The organism is Micromonospora sp. IBHARD003 (assembly GCF_056106285.1).
Genome location: NZ_JBWBBX010000001.1, coordinates 5,307,857 through 5,326,791, shown reverse-complemented (window position 1 = coordinate 5,326,791; position 18,935 = coordinate 5,307,857). Strand labels below are relative to the sequence as shown.

Annotated in this window: 18 protein-coding genes; 10 read left to right on the top strand and 8 right to left on the bottom strand. The window is 71.1% G+C overall.

Annotated features, from left to right (window positions below):
* Positions 1-67: 67 nt before the first annotated feature.
* The gene (locus ACTWOL_RS23730; protein ID WP_474298777.1) at positions 68-208 is read right to left on the bottom strand and encodes a SapB/AmfS family lanthipeptide; all 141 of its coding nucleotides are present in this window, start codon (positions 206-208) and stop codon (positions 68-70) included.
* A gap of 60 nt (positions 209-268) precedes the next feature.
* Complete coding sequence (lanKC, locus tag ACTWOL_RS23725) at positions 269-2,884, bottom strand: class III lanthionine synthetase LanKC (RefSeq protein WP_474298776.1); 2,616 nt, start codon at positions 2,882-2,884, stop codon at positions 269-271.
* Between the two features lie 769 nt (positions 2,885-3,653).
* Here lanKC and ACTWOL_RS23720 point away from each other — a divergent pair.
* Both ACTWOL_RS23720 and ACTWOL_RS23715 read left to right on the top strand, forming a co-directional pair.
* A complete protein-coding gene (locus ACTWOL_RS23720) occupies positions 3,654-6,905 on the top strand; it encodes a tetratricopeptide repeat protein (RefSeq protein ID WP_474298775.1) in 3,252 nt (1,083 codons plus the stop codon).
* Positions 6,906-7,090: 185 nt separating this feature from the next.
* On the top strand, positions 7,091-7,678 hold the full coding sequence (locus ACTWOL_RS23715; RefSeq protein ID WP_474298774.1) for a hypothetical protein: 588 nt from the start codon (positions 7,091-7,093) through the stop codon (positions 7,676-7,678).
* A 102-nt stretch (positions 7,679-7,780) separates the two neighbouring features.
* Here the strand turns inward: ACTWOL_RS23715 and ACTWOL_RS23710 are convergent, their stop codons facing one another.
* Positions 7,781-8,029, bottom strand: coding sequence for a hypothetical protein (locus ACTWOL_RS23710; RefSeq protein WP_474298773.1), 249 nt, complete (start codon positions 8,027-8,029; stop codon positions 7,781-7,783).
* A gap of 1 nt (position 8,030) precedes the next feature.
* Positions 8,031-8,912 carry a mycothiol conjugate amidase Mca gene (mca, locus tag ACTWOL_RS23705; RefSeq protein WP_474298772.1) on the bottom strand — a complete coding sequence of 294 codons (882 nt, stop codon included), beginning with the start codon at positions 8,910-8,912 and terminating at the stop codon, positions 8,031-8,033.
* A gap of 156 nt (positions 8,913-9,068) precedes the next feature.
* On the opposite strand from mca, the gene ACTWOL_RS23700 reads away from it, so the two are divergent.
* Both ACTWOL_RS23700 and greA read left to right on the top strand, forming a co-directional pair.
* On the top strand, positions 9,069-9,485 hold the full coding sequence (locus tag ACTWOL_RS23700) for a DUF4307 domain-containing protein (protein WP_474298771.1): 417 nt from the start codon (positions 9,069-9,071) through the stop codon (positions 9,483-9,485).
* A gap of 169 nt (positions 9,486-9,654) precedes the next feature.
* Positions 9,655-10,152 carry a transcription elongation factor GreA gene (gene greA / locus ACTWOL_RS23695; RefSeq protein ID WP_474298770.1) on the top strand — a complete coding sequence of 166 codons (498 nt, stop codon included), beginning with the start codon at positions 9,655-9,657 and terminating at the stop codon, positions 10,150-10,152.
* A 96-nt stretch (positions 10,153-10,248) separates the two neighbouring features.
* On the opposite strand, the gene ACTWOL_RS23690 is transcribed toward greA, so the two are convergent.
* The 3 genes from ACTWOL_RS23690 to ilvA form a co-directional block, all read right to left on the bottom strand.
* Entirely contained in the window at positions 10,249-11,103 is an 855-nt protein-coding gene (locus ACTWOL_RS23690) for an ABC transporter permease (RefSeq protein ID WP_474298769.1), read from the bottom strand.
* Entirely contained in the window at positions 11,100-12,131 is a 1,032-nt protein-coding gene (locus tag ACTWOL_RS23685; RefSeq protein ID WP_474298768.1) for an ATP-binding cassette domain-containing protein, read from the bottom strand. The genes ACTWOL_RS23690 and ACTWOL_RS23685 overlap by 4 nt, the downstream gene beginning before the upstream one ends.
* 478 nt (positions 12,132-12,609) lie before the next feature.
* Positions 12,610-13,839 (bottom strand): threonine ammonia-lyase, encoded by a 1,230-nt coding sequence (gene ilvA / locus ACTWOL_RS23680; RefSeq protein WP_474298767.1) that lies wholly within the window; start codon positions 13,837-13,839, stop codon positions 12,610-12,612.
* A 165-nt stretch (positions 13,840-14,004) separates the two neighbouring features.
* On the opposite strand from ilvA, the gene ACTWOL_RS23675 reads away from it, so the two are divergent.
* The 4 genes from ACTWOL_RS23675 (at position 14,005) to ACTWOL_RS23660 (ending at position 15,640) form a co-directional block, all read left to right on the top strand.
* Complete coding sequence (locus tag ACTWOL_RS23675; RefSeq protein ID WP_474298766.1) at positions 14,005-14,499, top strand: MarR family winged helix-turn-helix transcriptional regulator; 495 nt, start codon at positions 14,005-14,007, stop codon at positions 14,497-14,499.
* Between the two features lie 78 nt (positions 14,500-14,577).
* Entirely contained in the window at positions 14,578-15,066 is a 489-nt protein-coding gene (locus ACTWOL_RS23670) for a sigma factor-like helix-turn-helix DNA-binding protein (protein ID WP_474298765.1), read from the top strand.
* Entirely contained in the window at positions 15,063-15,323 is a 261-nt protein-coding gene (locus ACTWOL_RS23665) for a hypothetical protein (RefSeq protein ID WP_474298764.1), read from the top strand. The genes ACTWOL_RS23670 and ACTWOL_RS23665 overlap by 4 nt, the downstream gene beginning before the upstream one ends.
* Before the next feature lie 125 nt (positions 15,324-15,448).
* Complete coding sequence (locus ACTWOL_RS23660; protein ID WP_474298763.1) at positions 15,449-15,640, top strand: DUF1059 domain-containing protein; 192 nt, start codon at positions 15,449-15,451, stop codon at positions 15,638-15,640.
* 128 nt (positions 15,641-15,768) lie between these two features.
* Here the strand turns inward: ACTWOL_RS23660 and ACTWOL_RS23655 are convergent, their stop codons facing one another.
* Positions 15,769-16,938 (bottom strand): cystathionine gamma-synthase, encoded by a 1,170-nt coding sequence (locus tag ACTWOL_RS23655; RefSeq protein WP_474298762.1) that lies wholly within the window; start codon positions 16,936-16,938, stop codon positions 15,769-15,771.
* Positions 16,939-16,997: 59 nt separating this feature from the next.
* On the opposite strand from ACTWOL_RS23655, the gene ACTWOL_RS23650 reads away from it, so the two are divergent.
* Together ACTWOL_RS23650 and msrA are read left to right on the top strand one after the other, a co-directional pair.
* Positions 16,998-18,104 (top strand): hypothetical protein, encoded by a 1,107-nt coding sequence (locus ACTWOL_RS23650; RefSeq protein ID WP_474298761.1) that lies wholly within the window; start codon positions 16,998-17,000, stop codon positions 18,102-18,104.
* Positions 18,105-18,214: 110 nt separating this feature from the next.
* Positions 18,215-18,892, top strand: coding sequence for a peptide-methionine (S)-S-oxide reductase MsrA (msrA, locus tag ACTWOL_RS23645; RefSeq protein ID WP_474298760.1), 678 nt, complete (start codon positions 18,215-18,217; stop codon positions 18,890-18,892).
* Positions 18,893-18,935: the final 43 nt, after the last annotated feature.

Genomic DNA, 18,935 nt, shown 5'->3' with positions numbered 1-18,935 from the left:
ATGTCCGTCCGGGACCGGTGGGACCGGGTCACCGCCGCGCGGAGCGGACTCCGCGCGGTGCCGGAGATCAGTTGCAGGTGGTGATGCTCAGGCTGCTGTCGCCGCAGAGCAGCAGGCTCGCGCGGCTGCCGCCACCGTGGCCGCCGCCGAACTCCTCCGCGAGCTCGTCCTTGGGGGTCTCCATGGTCTGCAGGTCGAGAAGCGACATGGTCGTTTCCTTTCATTGGGGACGGATGTCTTGCCATGACCCCTGTGTCCAGGGGCCAGTTCAGGGGGCCGCGTCGGCGGCCGGGGTGGGCGGCGGCAGGAACGGCAGGTGCACCGGCGCGTCGTGGAGCGCCGCGCCCAGCGCCAGGAGGCATCCGGCGGTACCCGTCGCCAGATCCATGGACAGCCGCATCATCTGCTCGCCGGGGAAGGCGAGATGTCCCTCGTACGGGAGGGCGTGCCAGGACAGGACACCGATCTGCCGGGCGAGGTCGGCCGGTGAGGTGCCGGGGCCGGTCGCCTGCGTCCGGCCGAGATGGAGCACCATCCCCGCGGCGCCGCGGAACAGACCCGGCTGGGCGTAGAACTTGGCCTGCGCGGCCTGCACGATCTCGCTCCGTGCCCGGGTGAACCGCTCGTCGTCGGCGTACCCGAGCCAGTCGTCCAGGACCATGCCGATGCCGACGCTGCCCGCGCCGAGGTACGGCATCGTGCGCCAGCCCTCGTCCACCTGGAGCGCCCCGCCGGCACCGACGACGCACCGGTCGAGGTCGCGGTGCAGGGCGTCGGCGGCGAGGGCGAGCAGAGCGGTGTCACCGGTGCGTTCGTACAGCCGCAGCTGGAGCAGGGCCGCGCCGCTCCCTCCGTACAGCAGCCCGGCCCGCTGCTTCGCCTTGCCGGTGGCGGAGGCGGTGGCGGTCTTCTCGGACACCAGCCGCCCGCAGCGGAGGGCCGCCCGGTGCAGGGAGTCGTCGCCCGTGGACACCGCCAGTGCGTCGAGGGCGAGTCCGATGCCCGCGAGTCCGCTGTGCAGATCGGGCGCCATACCGGACCAGTCCTCGGCCCGGACGAGGTCCATGAGTTCCATGGCCCGTGCGGTGTGCCCGAGCCGGTCCAGGGTCCAGGCGATTCCGGCGAGGCCGTCGTAGAAGCCGAGCGGGGTGCCAGGGGCCGTTGTGCGCACGGCACGCAGCAGCCAGTCCTCGGCCTCGGGCCACCGGCCGCAGCCGGTCTGCGCGAGGGCGTGGAGCACTCCCGCCGTTCCGTACGCGAAACAGGCGCCACCGGCCGGGGCCGCGAACTGGGCGATGTCACCGGGGAAGCAGCGGTCGTCGCGGCCGAACGTGGCGGACGCGCGGATGGCCGCGGCCATCGCGTCACGGCTGCGCGGCCAGTCCCCCGGTTCGACGGGCAGATAGCCGCCCGCGGCGGGGTCCGGCCGTCGAGGCGTCCGCGCGGTGGCGTGGGCGGGATGCCCGCGGGTGATCTCCGCGACCGCTTCGTCGAGGAGCGTCCGGTCCACGGGGAAGTTCTCCGCCACGATGTCCGCCAGGTGCGCGGCCTTGCCGCGGTCCACCGCCAGCAGGCTGGTCAGCGGCAGGAACAGGGCGATACGGAGGCAGGCGAGCGCGTACCGGTCGACGTCGGCGCCCCGGCGGTCGGCCGGTGCCACGAAGCCGGGGTTGGCGATGACCTGCCGGCGGTCCTCTTCGATGCCGGAAGCTGCCTCGAAGTCGAGCAGCACCACCGACGATTCGTCCTCGGAGACCATGATGTTGAACAGATGCAGGTCGTTGAAGGCCACGCCCCTGGCGTGCACCGCCGCGACGGCGTCCGTCACCAGGCCGTGGATGCGCAGCGCCCACTCGGTGTACGCGGCCAGGGCCTCGGGGGACGGATCCTGTTCGATCAGTGGGTGCCGGCGGGCGAAGAAGTTGTTGAGCGGGCGCCCTTCGATGTACTCCAGCACCAGGAAGCGATGGTCGCCCAGAGTGAACCAGTCCAGCACCTCGGGCGTGCAGGCCAGCCCCGTCAGCCGTTCCAGCGCGGCCTTCTCGCGCTCGAGCCGGGTCACCGCGTCGGCGCCGTCCGCGGCCAGCCCGGCGTGCGGGCGGGCCTCTTTGAGGACCACTTTGCGGCCGGTGCGGTCGTCACGCCCGGCGTAGACGCCCCCGCCGTTGGAGAAGTGCAGGGCGCGTTCGATGGTGTACGGGAGGCCGGTGGTGGTGGTCGCGGAGCGGGCCGCCAGATGCGGCCGGAGGAACTCGGGGAGGGTCACCCAGGGCGGAAGGTGGAAGGCGGGCTCCCTGCGGTCCGGTACGAGCCGGCCGTCGGCGTCCTCGACCGCGGGCCGTAACTCCCCCTCCTCGCCCCGGCAGTGCCGCTCGGTGAAGCTGCCGTAGCGCAGGTACACGGGTCCGTTCCGCCAGCGCAGATCGCTGAGGATGTACGGGCCCGGCTCCCCCGCGAGGAGTGCGTCGAGTTCCTCGGCGACGATGCGGCACTGCGCGTCGTCGGCGGGATAGACGGTGAGGAACTTGCCGCTGCCGGCGCGGTCGGCGTACTTGGCGTTGCGCGTGTGCAGCAGATAGCGGCTCGGCATGAACTTGAAGGCGATGTCCCGGGGGACGCAGTAGTCCCAGACCTGGGCGAGTACCTTCTCCGCGTTGTCGAGGCAGGCCGAGACATGGATCTTCCAGCCCTGCGAAGGGAGTTCGGCATCGAGGGGGCGGAAGGCGAGCCAGTCGCCGGACCGGTGCCGCTGCCAGCCGGCCGGCGCCTCGCGCCGCGCCGCCTCGTACGGCCGCCCGAGGCCGTCGCCGGTCGTGGTGAGCCGGTGCGGGGCGTCGTAGAACTGCCGGTCGGCATCGCAGAAGACCGCGTAGCCCTTGTTCATCTCGCTCCTTCGGCTGTTGACGGCCTGAGGCTGTCACGGGGCGAAGGGCGGTCGACAGTCACAGCTGTAACGAAGGGCCCGTGAGGAACTCACAAGTAGCTTGGGCGTCCGCTGCCCGTTCGGGCACACAGGTCCAGGTGGCATCGGGCCTCCGCGTCCGCCACCGGCGCGGACGGCCTCACCGGCCACCCACGCCGGTCACCGAGCCCACGCCGGCCGGGCCTCGGATCGCGTACGGCGGAAGGATCCGGCTCCGGAAGGTGCGGGGGTGGCGGGCCGGGAGGTGCGGGGGTGGCGGGCCGGGAGGTGCGGGGGTGGCGGGCCGGGAGGTGCGGCGGCGGTGCCTGTCGGGCGCGGCGATGGGGCCCGGACACGGGCGGAGCGGGAAGAGATCGCTCTCTTCCCGCTCCCGCTTCCCCGAGATTCACCGTTGTCAGTACGTCATTGGCCTCCTCGGTTCTTTCCGGCGACCGATGGTCGCGGCGACCGGTGGGTCCGCCTCTGTGGTGCTCCTTCCTGGTCGGTTCCTTCGCTATCGATCAAGTGCCCACCACAGACCAGGACAAACGTCCTCTTATCGGGTGATGCTCCGGAGCCTTCACCGCTCGCTCGCACCGACCCCCGTTTCGCCATGTTCCACCCCGTCCCGCCCCGAACCACACCATCCCGGACCCGATCCGGCGCGGGCGATCTTCCGAGTCCCTCGCGCCGACGCGCGTCACGCAGGACACTTGACGCCGGAACCGGAGGCTCTCGGAGGGGGACCCATATGCGGGACAGCCATCGAGCGGAAGCCGAGCGGCTGTTGGCACGCGCGGTCGAAGAGGACACGCGGCGCTCGGGCGGACGCCCCGACTCCGCCGCGCTGCTGGCACGCGCGCAGGCGGCGATGGAGACGATGGCGGAATCGGCGCGCGAGGAGTACGAGGCGTATCTCCGGGCGGTCGAGGACGCCGAGGCGGGGCAGCTGTCCCTGTCCGAGGGATTCCGTCGCCAGAACGTGTCGACTCCCGTACTGGTCACGGCTGTTGCGGCGATGGCGGCGATCGGCACCGACCTCGCACTCGGTACGGCGACGGGTACGGCCCTCGGCGCCGGCGCGGTCGTCGCCGTGGCCGGTGCCGCCACGACCGTGGCCAAGGTGACCGCCTCGCACTGGCCCGCCGCCCACCGCAGGGCCGGAGCGCTGGCTCAACCGGGTGGTGCGGAGCAGCTGAGGCTGCAGTGGCTGACGGCACTGGAGGTCCGGGGCATCCGCCCCTTCCTCGACCAGCAGCGGATACTGACGGCCGCCGCGGCCCGGCCCGTGAAGAAGACGGGGAACGCACCGGCGCTGCGCGGCACCGACCGCAGCCAGGCGGCCCGCAGGCGCAGTGTGCTGGAGCAGTCCTTCGGGCATCTGCCCGTGCCGGACGGGCCGTTCACGGGGCGCCGCGACGCGATGGTGCGGATCGCGCAGTGGGTCCACGCCGCACGGGCGTCGACGGAGACGAAGCCGACGGTGGTGGTGCTGCACGGTGAGCCCGGCTCGGGGCGCACCACGCTCGCGGTGCGGGCCGCGCACGATCTGAAGGACCACTTCCGCGGCGCATGCCTCGTCGATCTGCGGGGTGGTTCCGCGGCCGAACAGCCCCTGCCCACACGGGATGCGCTGCTGCATCTGCTGAACCGGCTCGGAGCCCCCCGCGAGCAGCTGCTGTTCCGGGAGCCGTCGTCGGGTCCCCGGACCGAACGGTCCTCGGGTGAGCAGCAGGTGCGGCGGCTGAGCGAGCTCTACCACCAGTATCTGACGGGACTTCCGGTGACGGTCGTCCTGGACGACGCGAGCGACCCCGATCAGGTCCGGACGCTGATCCCGGAGCGGTCGGACTCGCTCGTGCTGGTCACCGCGCGCCGGCCGCTGGAGCTGCCGGAGGACGTTCCGGCCCGGGTCTACCAGCTGTCCGTGGAAGCCCTGGATGTGGCGGGCTCTGAGGAGCTGCTCAAGGCCACCGCGGAGAAGGAGCAGGAGGGCGACGAGGAACCGTACGACTCCCAGTCGGCGGACTCTGTAAGGGAGTTGTGCGGCGGGCTGCCGCTCGCTCTCCGCATCGCCGGGTCCTCGCTCGGGACGCGCACGATGCACGAACTGGCCGCCGGGCTGTCCGACTACGGGCCGGTGCTGCCCGTCGAGCGGGCGCTGTGGCTGCGCTACACGGACCAGAGCGAGCAGGCCCGCCGGCTGCTGCGCAGGCTCGCCCTCGCGGGGCGCACCTCGCTCGGCGCGGCCGCGGCCGCCGCTCTGCTGGGCACGGACGAGCAGGAGGGGCAGCGGCTGCTGTCGGAGCTCGCCAGGGCGGGGCTCCTGGACCATGTGCGCGGGGAGCGCTACCGACTGCACGACGCCGTCCGGTCGTTCGCCCATGCGCGGCTGCTGGACGAGGAGCCGCAGACGGAGCGCACCGCGGCGCAGGAGCGGCTGATCATCGGGTACGCGGAGCTCGCCGACTCGGTGATCCGGCTGGTCGACGGCAAGACCTCGACCCGCGCCGACCATTTCGACGGCCATGGCTTCTCATCACTGGAGGCGGCGCTGCGCTGGCTGGACGACGAGTCCAGCTTCATCACGGCGGCGCTGCGGCACGCGGAGGGCATCGACCAGCAGGCCGTGCTGAATCTGCTCGGCGCACTGTGCGACTACTGCCTGCTGCGGGGCGACCTGTACCGCCTCGGCGAGATCAGCGAACTCACCCAGGCCGTCGACCAGGGGCTGCTGATCCGCTCGGTCCAGTGGCGTACGGGTATCGCCGCGCGCCAGCTGGGCGAGCTCGACAAGGCCCGTACGACGCTGTCGTCGGTGGTGGACCTGTACCGCGAGGCGCAGCACGACGCGGGCGCAGCCCGGGCCCTGTGTTCCCTCGGCATCACCCTGCACCACCAGGGCAGCCTCGCCGAGGCGGCGGCGAAGCTGCGCGAGGCGATCGCGCTCCAGTCGTCCGACGAGCTCGCCGCCGACCGTGCCTGGACGCTGCACGCGCTCGCGGCGGTGGAGCGCGACCGGGCGAACCTCGCGGAGGCGCTGACGCTGCTGTCCACGGCGCTGACACTGCACCGCGGCGGCGAGTCCCTGCACGGCGAGGCATGGACGCACTTCCAGCTGGGCCAGGTGTGTCTGCGGATGGGCGATGTGCCGCGGGCCGATTCGGAACTGCGCGAAGCCCTCGGGCTGTACGGCCGCACCCATGACGACCGCGGTGAGGCCTGGGCGCTGACCCAGCTCGCCCGGGCCCGGCTCGTCGACGGCGATCCGGCGGCGGCGGTCGATCAGCTGCGGCAGGCTCTGCCCCGGCACCGCGACAGCGAGGACGCGCGCGGTGAGGCCTGGACGCTCTACTACCTGGGCCAGGCCCTGGAGGAGCACGGCGACCGCGACCAGGCGGTGCGCGAGCTGGAACGGGCCCGCACGATGTTCTCGCGGATGCGGGACGTCTACGGCCTGGCCTGCGCTCGCCACCACTCGGGCCGCGCCACCCGCGACCAGCGGGCCGCCCAGACGGGCAATCTGCGCAACTCCGGCTTCGCCCGGCAGCTGCTCGTCGACGCCCGGGCCGACTTCCGCCGTATCGGTGTGGCGCACGGCGAGGCGTGGACCTGTCTGGAGCTGGCCGTCGTCGACGCCGGCAACAACCGCCCGGCGCAGGCCCTGGGCCTCTGCGACGAGGCGATCGCGCTGTTCGCCTCCTACGGGGACCTCCGCGGTGACGACTGGGCGCGCTTCCTGCGCTGCACCCTGCTCCCTTACGCGTCGGCGGGCGGGGTCGAGGTCGGCACGGTCGTCGCCCAGGAGGAACTCGCCACCCTCCGCGCCCGGCACCATCCGAGCCGCGACGCCGGGCTGGAGGACTTCATGGAGGCGTTCGCCCTGGTCCTGGAGCGCGGGGTCCGGCTGGAGGACGGCTGGCAGGCATGGTCGCTGGGGATGGTGCCGGACCGGCACGCGCGCGAGGTGATGGGCGTGCCGCTGGACGCGGCACAGCCGTAGGTCCTGTCCGGGCCTGGCTGCCGACGCGACCCCGGCCCGGGAAGGTGCGGGCCGGGGCCACGTCGGGCATGACGTGCACGGCCCGCCAACCGGGCGGGGGCACCGGGGTCGGTCCGGCATGGCGCCGGGGCCGACGCGGCGACGTACCGGATGCTGATGGCCTCCGACCCCGGCAGGAGATTCCCGTGAACGACCCCCGTACTCGAGGAGCGAGGACTCCGGCATCCCCTGGCGCGAGTCACAACACCGCCGGTCAGCCCGGGGTCATCGGCATCGCACTCGCCGCCGTGCTGGCGGCCGCGCTGGCGCAGGGTTCCTGGCAGTGGTTCGCCACGTATATCGGGGTGACGCTTCTCGCGGTGGTCTTCGCCTTTTACCGGCTGCCGGAATGGACGCCTGGCATCCGATCTTCCTACGCACGGAATCTGGCCGCGTTCTCGCTGGTCGCCGGCCTCTGCGTAGCGATCACGCTGGCACCCCTGCTACAGCGCTGGGCCTGGCTGTTCCCGATGCCGGGCACCCGCAGGGGGTGCACCGAGATGGGCAGGTACGAGGCGCTGCGGGCGGGGGCCGCGCTGGCGGACCTGGCAGGCCGGGACGGCACCGCTCTGGCGCACGCGCAGACGGTCCGGAGTCATGACGCCGTTGCCGTGTGCCTGTCGGCCACGACGACCCAGTGGCTGCCCGTGTACGCGGCCGGGGCAGCCGTGCTGGTGGGAGTGGGCGCCTGGTTCCGCGACCGGGCCAAGGCGGGGAAGCAGACCCCGTCGTAACGCACTCCCCCCGGGCACCGGGAGGGGACCCGGTGCCGAACCCCCCGGGTCTCCCCCCACCGGCGCGTCAGCGCACCACGAGCGAACCGGCTGCCCCGATCGCTACTCCTTGGCCGCGGCCTCGCCGCCGACGGTGCCCTTCGGCGCCGCCGGCGCGCCCGCCTCGGGCGCCTCCTCGAAGTTCACTCGCCCCATGTGCCGGTTCATCGACTTCATCAGCATCCACACGCCCACGGCGAGTGCCGCGAAGACGATGAAGCCGAGGACCCCGGGGGTCACCTTGTTCTTGTCCAGTTCCGTGGCGGCGAACGGGACGAGGTGGGTCATGGCGAGGTTTGCGCTTGCGCTCATGTCAGGCATTGTCGCGGATGCCCGCGAAGAGGTCGCTCTCGGGGAGGGAGGTGTCCACGAAGGACTTGGCGAGCTCGTACTCCTCCGTCGGCCAGACCTCCTTCTGGATGTCCATGGGCACCCGGAACCAGCCGCCGTCCGGATCGATCTGCGTCGCGTGTGCGATCAGTGCCTTGTCGCGGGTCTCGAAGAAGTCGGCGCACGGGACGTAGGTGGTCAGCGTCCGCTCGGCGCGCTGGAACTCCTTCCAGCGCTCCAGCCACTCGCCGTACGGGGACTCCATGCCGCGCGCCAGCAGCGCCTCGTGCAGGGCCACCGTGCGCGGGCGGTTGAAGCCCTGGTTGTAGTACAGCTTCTGCGGCTGGAAGGCCTCGCCGTATACGGACTCCGGGTACTTCTCGGTGTCCGCCGCGCCCTCGAAGGCCACCATCGTGATCTTGTGCGTCATGATGTGGTCGGGGTGCGGGTAGCCGCCGTTCTCGTCGTACGTCGTGATGACCTGCGGACGGAAGGCGCGGATCTTCCGCACCAGCTCGCCGGCGGCCTTGTCGACGTCCTCCAGGGCGAAACAGCCGTCGGGAAGCGGCGGCAGCGGGTCGCCCTCGGGCAGGCCGGAGTCGACGAAGCCGAGCCACTCCTGCTTCACGCCGAGGATCTCGCGGGCCTCGTCCATTTCCTTGCGGCGCACCTCGTGGATGTTCTCCTCGATGAACGTGTCGCCCTGGAGCTTCGGATTGAGGATGGAGCCGCGCTCGCCGCCCGTGCAGGTCACGACCAGCACGTCCACCCCCTCGGACACATACTTGGCCATCGTCGCCGCGCCCTTGCTCGACTCGTCGTCGGGGTGGGCGTGGACGGCCATCAGTCGCAGCTGCTCAGTCAAGACTCGATCCTCGGATCCTCGGTGATGCCTCGAATTGTCGTGCCCCCCACAACGACGTTCGGCACAGGGCGGCGGTCGAAGGCGGATAGCGGGCTTCTATAGTGACGGAATCGAAGGGCGGAAAAATTCCGGCTCCCCTGTTTCCGGAGGACGATCATGACCACGGCACGCCCGCAGGTCCCCGGTGGCCGTTACGGTCGTCCGGCGGACGCGCGTGCGGACCGCGGGCTGAAGATCGTGGGCGCCGTCCTCGGTGTGGGCATGCTCACCATGGTCGGCTGGTTCGGCTACGACTACGTCAGCGGCCAGAAGATCAGCGCCGAAATGATCAAATGGGATGTGACCGCGGACGACGAGGTGAAGGTCCACCTGGAAGTCCGCAAGGACAAGGACGCCAAGGGTTACTGCACCCTGCGCTCCCGTGCCGAGGACGGCACCGAAGTCGGTCGCAGGGACGTCCGCTTCGACAGCTCCGAAAGCCGTATCGACCAGGTGGTCACCGTGCGTACAACGGCACGGGCGACCAGTGCGGAGCTGGCCGGATGTACTGCGGACAGCGGGCCGAAAGACTGAGACTCATCACTCCCACTCGGCGCTGACCTGCATTGACGCATTCTTGAAGCCTTTTGGTCCTCCCCCTTTTCGCCACTCGTTGTTAGGCTCGTGGTTTCGCCCGCACCTGAAGGCACATGCTTCTGGGTAGGGCGATGCTTTGTATTCCCAGTACCTACGAGGAGCACCTGTGACCCAGACCAGCGAGAACGTCACCTGGCTCACCCAGGAGGCGTACAACCAGCTCAGGGCCGAGCTGGAGTACCTGTCTGGTCCCGCGCGCGTCGAGATCGCCAAGAAGATCGAGGCGGCTCGCGAAGAGGGCGACCTGCGGGAGAACGGCGGGTACCACGCGGCCAAGGAAGAGCAGGGCAAGCAGGAGCTCCGTGTGCGCCAGCTGACCCAGCTCCTCGAGAACGCGAAGGTCGGCGAGGCCCCGGCGGACGACGGCACGGTGGCCCCCGGCATGGTGGTGACGGTCGCCTTCGACGGCGACGAGAGCGACACCGAGACCTTCCTGCTGGCCTCGCGCGAGTACGCGTCCGGCAACATCGCGACGTATTCGCCGCAGTCGCCGCTCGGCGCGGGCGTCAACGGCAAGAGGATCGGCGAGGACGCCGAGTACGAGCTGCCCAACGGCAAGACCGCGATGGTCAGGATCCTCGAGGCCAAGCCGTACCAGAGCTGAGCCGCCTCGCATCGCCTGCGTACAGGCCCCCCGCACCCGGAGGTGCGGGGGGCCTCGTTCGTAGGGGTCGCCGCAGGGGGACGGACGGCGCGGCGCTCAGGCGGTCGCCGAGCGGTACTTGCGCACCGCCAGGGTGCGGAACACCGCGACGATCAGGACCGAGTAGACGATCGACGCCCACACCGGGTGCTCCATCGGCCAGGCGTCGGACGCCGAGACCCCCGGGTTGCCGAACAGCTCACGGCAGGCCTGCACCGTGGCACTGAACGGGTTCCATTCGGCGATCGTCTGCAGCCACGAGGGCATCTTGCTGGAGTCCACGAACGCGGTCGAGATGAACGTGACGGGGAACAGCCAGATCAGTCCGCCGGAGGTGGCGGCTTCGGGGGTACGGACCGACAGGCCGATGAGCGCGCCGATCCACGAGAACGCGTACCCGAGCAGAAGCAGCAGGGCGAACGCACCGAGCGCCTTGGGGACGCCGTTGTGGATCCGCCACCCGACCAGCAGGGCCACGACGGTGAGCACCACGACGGTCAGCGCGGTCTGGACGAGGTCGGCCAGGGTGCGCCCGGTGAGCACCGCGCCGCGCGCCATGGGCAGCGACCGGAACCGGTCGATGAGTCCCTTGTGCATGTCGTCGGCGATGCCCGCGCCCGCACCCGCCGTGGCGAAGGTGACGGTCTGGGCGAAGATGCCGGCCATCAGGAACTCGCGGTAGACGGTCGGGGCCGTGGAGCCGCCGATCTGCATCGAGCCGCCGAACACATAGCTGAACAGCACCACGAACATGATCGGCTGGATCATCCCGAAGATGACCACTTCGGGGATCCGGGTCATACGGATCAGATTGCGCTTGGCGATCACCAGCGAGTCGGTGAAGGACCGGACGATGCCTCCGCGGGCGCGCGGGGCGGCGGCGCGGTCCGCTGTCTCCTGGACGGTGGTCACTTCGCGGCCTCCTTGTCGGCCATGGCCGTGCTTCCGCTGCGGTCGCCGGTTCCCCGGCGGTCCGCCGGCTCGCCGTTGTCCTCGTCCCGCTCGGCGTGATGGCCGGTGAGCGACAGGAAGACGTCGTCGAGGGTCGGGCGGCGCAGCCCGATGTCGTCGATCTCGATCCCCCGGCCGTCGAGTTCGCGGATGACCTCCGCGAGGAGTTTCGCGCCGCCGGTGACCGGAACGATCAGCTTGCGGGTGTGGTCCTCGACGGTGACCTCGCCCTTGCCGAAACCGGACAGCACCTCGCGGGCGACGGGGATCTCGTCGCGGCCGTGCACGACGACCTCGACGCGCTCGCCTCCGGTGCGTGCCTTGAGCTGGTCCGACGTACCGCGGGCGATCACCCGGCCCTGGTCGATGACACAGATGTCGTCGGCCAGGTGGTCGGCCTCCTCGAGGTACTGGGTGGTCAGCAGCAGGGTCGTGCCGCCGCCGACGAGCTCCTTGATGACCTCCCACAGCGCCTGGCGGTTGCGGGGGTCGAGACCGGTGGTCGGCTCGTCCATGAACATCACGGGCGGCTGCACGACCAGGGCCGCGGCGAGGTCGAGGCGGCGGCGCATACCGCCGGAGTACGTCTTGGCGGTGCGGCCCGCGGCATCCGCGAGGTTGAAGCGCTCGAGCAGTTCGGCGGCCCGCTTCCGCGCGGCGGCCGCACTCATCTGGTAGAGCCGGCCGACCATCTCGAGGTTCTCGCGGCCGGTCAGATACTCGTCGACCGCGGCGAACTGCCCGGAGAGGCCGATGGAGCGGCGGACTTCGTTGGGGTGCTTGAGGACGTCGATACCGGCGACGACCGCCCTGCCGCTGTCGGGCTTCAGCAGGGTGGTCAGCACCCGCACGGCGGTGGTCTTGCCGGCGCCGTTCGGCCCGAGCAGTCCGAGGACGGTGCCCTCGGGGACCTCGAGATCGACGCCGTCCAGCGCTCTGACGTCGCCGAAGGTCTTCACCAGGCCTTCGGCGTGGATGGCACCTGGCATGTGGGTTCTCCCGGTGGCAGTTCGGAGTTCGCGCGGTTCCGGAGCCCGCGTACGTCCCGCTCGGCGGCGCGTAGGTGCTGCGTTGCGGTGGTGTGCAGCGCTGCTGCGAAGGGTTGTTGTGAAGGTTGTTGTGAAGCGTCGCGCAGCGTCATCGTGAAGCACTGTTGTGAGGCGCCGTTGTGAAGCGCTGTTGTGAAGCGTTGCGCAGCATTGCCGGGAAGCGTTGTCGTGGTCCGTCCGCGGTGCTGCCGCGTTTCCGCGCAGGTCTGGGCCTGGCAAATATTTCGCGCAGGCGATTTTCGGCCTGTCAAGGATGGCGACACGATACATCCCGGCCAACGCGCGGGGGTCGGGGAGTCCTCACAGCGGACCGCGGCGCGAGAACCACCGCTCCCGCGCCGTCCTCGCCGTCCTGCGTCCTCGCCGTCCTGTGTTCTGCGTCCTGCGTCCTGCGTCCTGCGTTCTGCGTTCTGCGTTCTCAGCCCATCACGCGGTACCCCGCATGGCGCAGCGCCCTCTCCACCTCCATGCAGTGTTCGCGCCCCTTCGTCTCCAGCTGGAGTTCGACCTCGACCTCCGAGAGACCGAGACGCGGATCCGTGCGCACATGGGCCACGTCCAGGACGTTCGCGTCCACCTCCGACAGCACGCCCAGCAGACTTGCCAGCGCGCCCGGCCGGTCGGCGAGCCGCAGCCGCAGCGACAGATAGCGGCCCGCCGCGGCCATACCGTGCCGCAGGATCCGCTGCATCAGCAGCGGATCGACATTGCCGCCGGACAGCACCGCGACCACCGGCCCCTGGAAGGAACGCGGCTCGGACAGCAGGGCCGCGACCGTACTCGCCCCCGCCGGCTCCACCACCAGCTTCGCCCGCTCCAGACACAGCAGCAGCGCCGAGGAGAGCGCGTCCTCGGACACCGTGCGCACCTCGTCGACCAGCTCCTCGACGATCGCGTAGGGGACGTCCCCGGGTCTGCCCACCTTGATGCCGTCCGCCATCGTGAGCGGATCGTCGATCGACACCGGCCGGCCCGCCTCCAGCGACGGCGGATACGCCGCCGCGCCCTCGGCCTGCACACCGACGATCCGCACATCGGGACGCAGCGCCTTCACCGCGACCGCGATGCCCGCGGCCAGGCCGCCGCCGCCCATACCGACGACGACCGTCCGCACCTCGGGACACTGCTCGAGCACCTCGAGGCCGACCGTGCCCTGCCCGGCGATGATGTCGGGGTGGTCGAAGGGGTGGATGAACACGGCCCCCGTGTCCCGCGCGTACTCCTGCGCGGCGGTCAGGCTTTCGTCCACGACGCTGCCGTGCAGCCGTACGTCCGCACCGTACTCACGGGTCGCGGCGACCTTCGGGAGCGGAGCGGCCACCGGCATGAACACGGTGGAGCGCACACCGAGCAACGACGAGGCGAGCGCGACGCCCTGCGCGTGGTTTCCGGCCGACGCGGCCACGACACCCGCCGCGCGCTCCTCGGGCCGCAGCCCGGAGATCCGGACGTAGGCCCCGCGGAGCTTGAACGAGCCGGTCCGCTGGAGGTTCTCGCATTTGAGATGGACCGGGGATCCGACCAGGTCGGAGAGATAGCGGCTGCCCTCCATGGGGGTCAGCCGGGCCACACCCGCGAGCATCTTCTGGGCCCCCCTGACATCGTCGAGGATGAGAGGGTGAAAGGGGCCTGCCGTACGGAAGCTCATGACAGCCAGTCTCGCAGCTCAGCGGCCTGACGGCCGTCCCGGTCACACAGTTGTCCACAGTATTCCGCAGGGCGGTACGCACCCGCCCCCATCCGCGTACTCTGTCCCCCACCAACCGACCACCGCACGAGAGAGCCCACCGCAGCCATGCCCACATCACCGGACATGACGACTGATCTGAACCCCGGTCTCCTCGATGCCCTCCAGCACCAGGTGGCCGTCTTCGCACGCCGTGCCGAGCAGACCCGGCTCGGCGGAGTGGGCCAGGTTCGCAACTCGATGGACCGTGCCGCTTATCTGCTGCTCAACCGGCTGGACCGGGAAGGGCCGATGGGCGTCAAGGCACTCGCCGCCGGGATGGGCATCGACTCGTCGACCGTCACCCGCCAGGTCGCGCCGCTCGTCGACACCGGCCTGGTCAAGCGCACCTCGCACCCCGAGGACGGGCGCGCGGTCGTGCTCCAGCTTTCACCGCGCGGCCAGGCCCGCCTGGAGGAGGTCCGCTCGTCCCGTCGCGAGCTGATGGCCCAGGTCACGGACGGCTGGACCGAGGAGGAGCGGGAGTCGTTCTGCACCCTGCTGACCCGGTTCAACTCGGCTCTGTCGGCCCGTCAGGCAGGTCTCCCCGCCGCCGACACGGAGGCACAGCCCGGTTCCTGACCCCGGTTCGCGGCCGGGGCTCGTTCCGGACGTGTCCGACCCCTTGACCCGGTGCTCGGACTGGCTTGATATGAGCACATGCAGCAGCCGTGGCAACTCCCGGTTTCCGGGCGCTCCCAGGACTTCGACGCATTCGTCGGGGGCGCGGCGGGGCGGCTGCTGCATACCGCGACACTGCTGACCTGCGAACCGCCCTCGCGCAATCCGCAGGCACAGCGGCTGCTCGTCGCCGCCCTCGCCCACACCTACGCGGAGTGGAGCCGGCTGCGCGGCGAGGACCCGTACGAACGGACCCTCGCCCACCTCGTCGTCCGCTTCGGCCGCTCGGCATGGCGCCTCCACCGGGCCCACGCAGGCTGCCCGCTGTCCCCGCTCACCGCCCAGGAGCGTCTGATCGTGGTGCTGCGCCTGTACGAGGGCATGGCGGAGGAGCAGACGGCGGCACTGCTGGGTCTGCCGGTGGACCGGGTACGGGCGATCTGCAACCGCGCGGTCGCCGTGCTGCGCCACCCGGGCACGCGCGGGGACGGGGCACGCCCCCGCTTCCGGGCCGCGGGGGCCTCATGAGCGCCGCGAACGGCGACGGGCGCAAGGAGGAGGAGATCCGGCGGATGCTGGACACCCCTCCCGCGCCGGTCCCCACCGATCTCGCCGGTCGGGTGGCCGCCCGTGGCGCACGGCTGCTGCGCCGCCGCCGCACCCTGCGCCTGACCGGCTGGACCCTGCTGGTGGCCGCAGTGATCGCTTTCGCCGTCTGGGCGTCGGCGGCGGAACCGTGGACCACGCCGCCTGCCGAGACCAGCCCGGAGGTCGTGGGCTGGTAGCACGCGGTCCCGGGCCGCAGGGCCTCCCCGCGGCGCCCCTTCCGCAGCGTTCCGCGCTTCTCGTCCGGAATCAGCGGTTCTAGTCTGGAATCAGCGGCGCAACCACACCAGCACGGGAGGTCGTCATGACCAGGAAAGTCGCCGACTGCCGCAGGTTCCCGAGCGAGACGAAGTGCAGCCTCACCATCGCGGGTGAGGAAGAAGAAGTACTCCGGGCCGCCACCGAACACGCGGCCTCCGTCCACGGCCACGAGAACACCCCGGAGCTGCGCGAACAGATCCGCGGAATGCTGGAGGACGAGAAGGTCAGCGCCTGACCGCCGGGCCCCGCGGGGCACCGCCCCCGGACGTCCACCCCCGAGAAGGCACATAGGGGCACGCCCCTCGCGGAAGGCGAGGGGCGTGCCCCTATGACGGGCCGGGCCGGAACCGGGCCCGTCAGCCGTCAGCCCAGAGCCTGCTCCAGGTCCGCCAGCAGGTCACCCACCGACTCGATCCCCACCGACAGCCGCACCAGGTCCGCCGGAACCTCCAGCGCGGAGCCCGCCACCGACGCGTGGGTCATCCGGCCCGGGTGCTCGATCAGGGACTCCACACCGCCCAGCGACTCACCGAGCGTGAACACCTTCGCCCGGTTGCAGACCTCGACGGCCGCTTCCTCGCCGCCCGCGACCTGGAACGACACCATGCCGCCGAAATCCTTCATCTGCTTCGCGGCGATCTCGTGGCCCGGGTGCTCCGGCAGCCCCGGGTAGAGGACGCGCGTCACCTTGGGGTGCTTGGTCAGCATCTCCGTGATCTGCGCCGCGTTCTGGCTGTGCCGGTCCATACGGACGGCCAGGGTCTTGATGCCACGCAGCACGATCCACGAGTCGAACGGTCCGGCCACCGCGCCCATCGCGTTCTGGTGGTACGCGAGCTCCTCGCCAAGACCGTCGTCGGCCGTGACCAGCGCACCGCCGACGACGTCCGAGTGCCCGCCCATGTACTTCGTCAGCGAGTGGACGACCACGTCCGCGCCGAGCGCGAGCGGCTGCTGCAGATAGGGGCTCGCGAACGTGTTGTCGACGACGAGCTTCGCGCCGGCCGCCCGGGCGATGCTCGCGACATGCGCGATATCGGTGATCCCGAGCAGGGGGTTCGACGGGGTCTCCACCCAGATCAGCTTCGTACGGTCGGTGAGCGCCGCCCGCACCGACGCCGGGTCGGACGTGTCCGCCACGGAGAACTCCACGCCCCACCGCTGCACGACCTTGGCAAAGAGCCGGAACGTTCCGCCGTAGGCGTCGTTCGGGATGACGACATGGTCACCGGGCACCAGCAGCGTACGCAGCAGGCAGTCCTCGGCCGCGAGACCCGAGGCGAAGGCAAGACCACGCCGGCCGCCCTCCAGCGCCGCGAGGTTCTCCTCCAGCGCCGTCCGGGTCGGGTTCGCACTGCGGCTGTACTCGTAGCCGCCGCGCAGTCCACCGACCCCGTCCTGCTTGTAGGTGGACACCTGGTAAATGGGCGGGACGACCGCGCCGGTCAGCGGGTCGGCGGTGTTGCCCGCGTGGATGGCGGTGGTCTCGAAGCCGCGCTCGTGGCCGGACTCGTTGCTGTACTGGTCACTCATGAGCTCGAGCGTAGTCCCGGTGCGTCCGCATCCCCACGCGGTCCGGGACAATGGCCGGTATGGAGATTCTCTGGTTCCTGATCGCGACGGCGATGCTCGTCGCGGTCATAGGCCCGTTCGTCATGCGCCGCCGGGGCGCCGTCCGCCAGGTCGCCCCCGGCTCACCGGACGCCGCCGACCCCGCCACGTACGGCTTCGTGCGACAGGAACAGCTGGATCTTCGTCTGCCCGGACCCGACCAGGACCTCCTGGACGTCCTCGACGTCGTCCAGCGCACCCAGGACTGGCGCGCCGCCTCCCAGCTGCTCGCGGGCACCCCGAAGGAGGGCGAGCAGCGCTGGCAGCGCGTCCAGGCCTTCGCGGGCGCCGCCGCGCTGGAGCTCCAGCAGCAGCCGGGTACCGGCGGCTCCTGGCTGCGCGCCTGGCGCGCGGAATCACCCAAGGACGCGGGCGGCGCGGCGGTGCACGCCGAGTTCCTGGTGCAGCAGGCCTGGCGGGCCTCCGGCGGCTCGGGCAGCGACGACTTCCGGATCATCCTGGAGGAGGCCCGCACGGTCTGCGCCGAGGCGGCTCTGCTGGCGCCCGGCGACCCCGTGCCGTACATCGTCGAACTGGCCGTCGCCCGTGGACTCGGATACTCCCACGAGCAGTTCGACCAGCTGTGGGCAAAGGTCATCGACCGTGCGCCCACGCACATGGGCGCCCATCTCGCGGCCCTGCACCACCTGTGCGAGAAGTGGCACGGCTCCCGCGAGGAGGCGGACCACTTCGCGACGACGTCGGCCGCCCGTGCCCCGCAGGGCTCGCTGCTGGCCGCACTGCCGCTGTTCGCGGTGTACGAGCATCTGCCCGAGGTCAATCTGGTCTCCGGCTTCTACGAGAGCGCCGTGGTCACCAAGGCCGTCGAGGGCGCGCTGCACGCGACGCACACAGCGGATGCCGGTGATCCGGTGCTCCCGCAGGTACGGCACCTCCTGGTGCTGTTCCTGGTACGCATGGAGCGCTGGGCGGAGGCGATGCACCAGGTGGTGCTCGTGGACGGGCACGTGGGGGCGCTGCCCTGGACGCACGGGAACGACCCGGCGGCGGAGTACGCGGTGTACCGGGCGCTGGCGGTGGCGGGATACGAGGCGAACGGCGGCAGCCCGGCGACGCTGCTGCAATAGGTCCTGTCCGGGCGGCGGGGCGTGAGCTGCCGGGAGAGGGTCCGGGCCAGGAATGCCCGGGGGTCCGGCCGCGTTGCTTGGTACGGACCCCAAAAACCGAGGAGCCCAGCATGTTCCTGTCCCGCCGCGTGCCCGAGCTGCCCACCCGTGAGCAGGCCCTCCGCGGCCGCGCAACCCCTGCCTTCGACATCCCGGACCGCCACACGGTCCTGGGCAACCCGCTCCTCGGCCCCTACCCGGACGGCCTGGAGACCGCGGACTTCGGCCTCGGCTGTTTCTGGGGCGCGGAGCGCAAGTTCTGGCAGGTCCCGGGCGTGTACACCACGCTGGTCGGCTACCAGGGCGGATACACCGAGAACCCGACGTACGACGAAGTCTGCTCCGGCCTGACGGGCCACACGGAGGCGGTCCGGGTGGTCTTCGACCCGTCCGTCGTCTCCTACGAGCAGCTGCTCAAGGTCTTCTGGGAGGCCCACGACCCCACCCAGGGCTTCCGCCAGGGCAATGACGTGGGCACCCAGTACCGCTCGGCTGTCTACACCCACTCCCCCGCCCAGGCGGCGACCGCGGATGCCTCCCGCGAGGCGTACCAGAAGGTCCTGACGGGCGCGGGGCACGGCACGATCACCACGGAGGTCCTCCCGGCGGAGGGGCGGACCTTCCATCCCGCCGAGGGATACCACCAGCAGTACCTGGACAAGAACCCCGCGGGGTACTGCGGGATCGGGGGCACGGGGGTCTCGTGCCCGATCGGCATCGCTCCTGCGCCGGAAGCCCCTGAGGGATAGTCACCCCCAAGGGCCGGGAATTCAGTTGCCTCGCATCACCCCA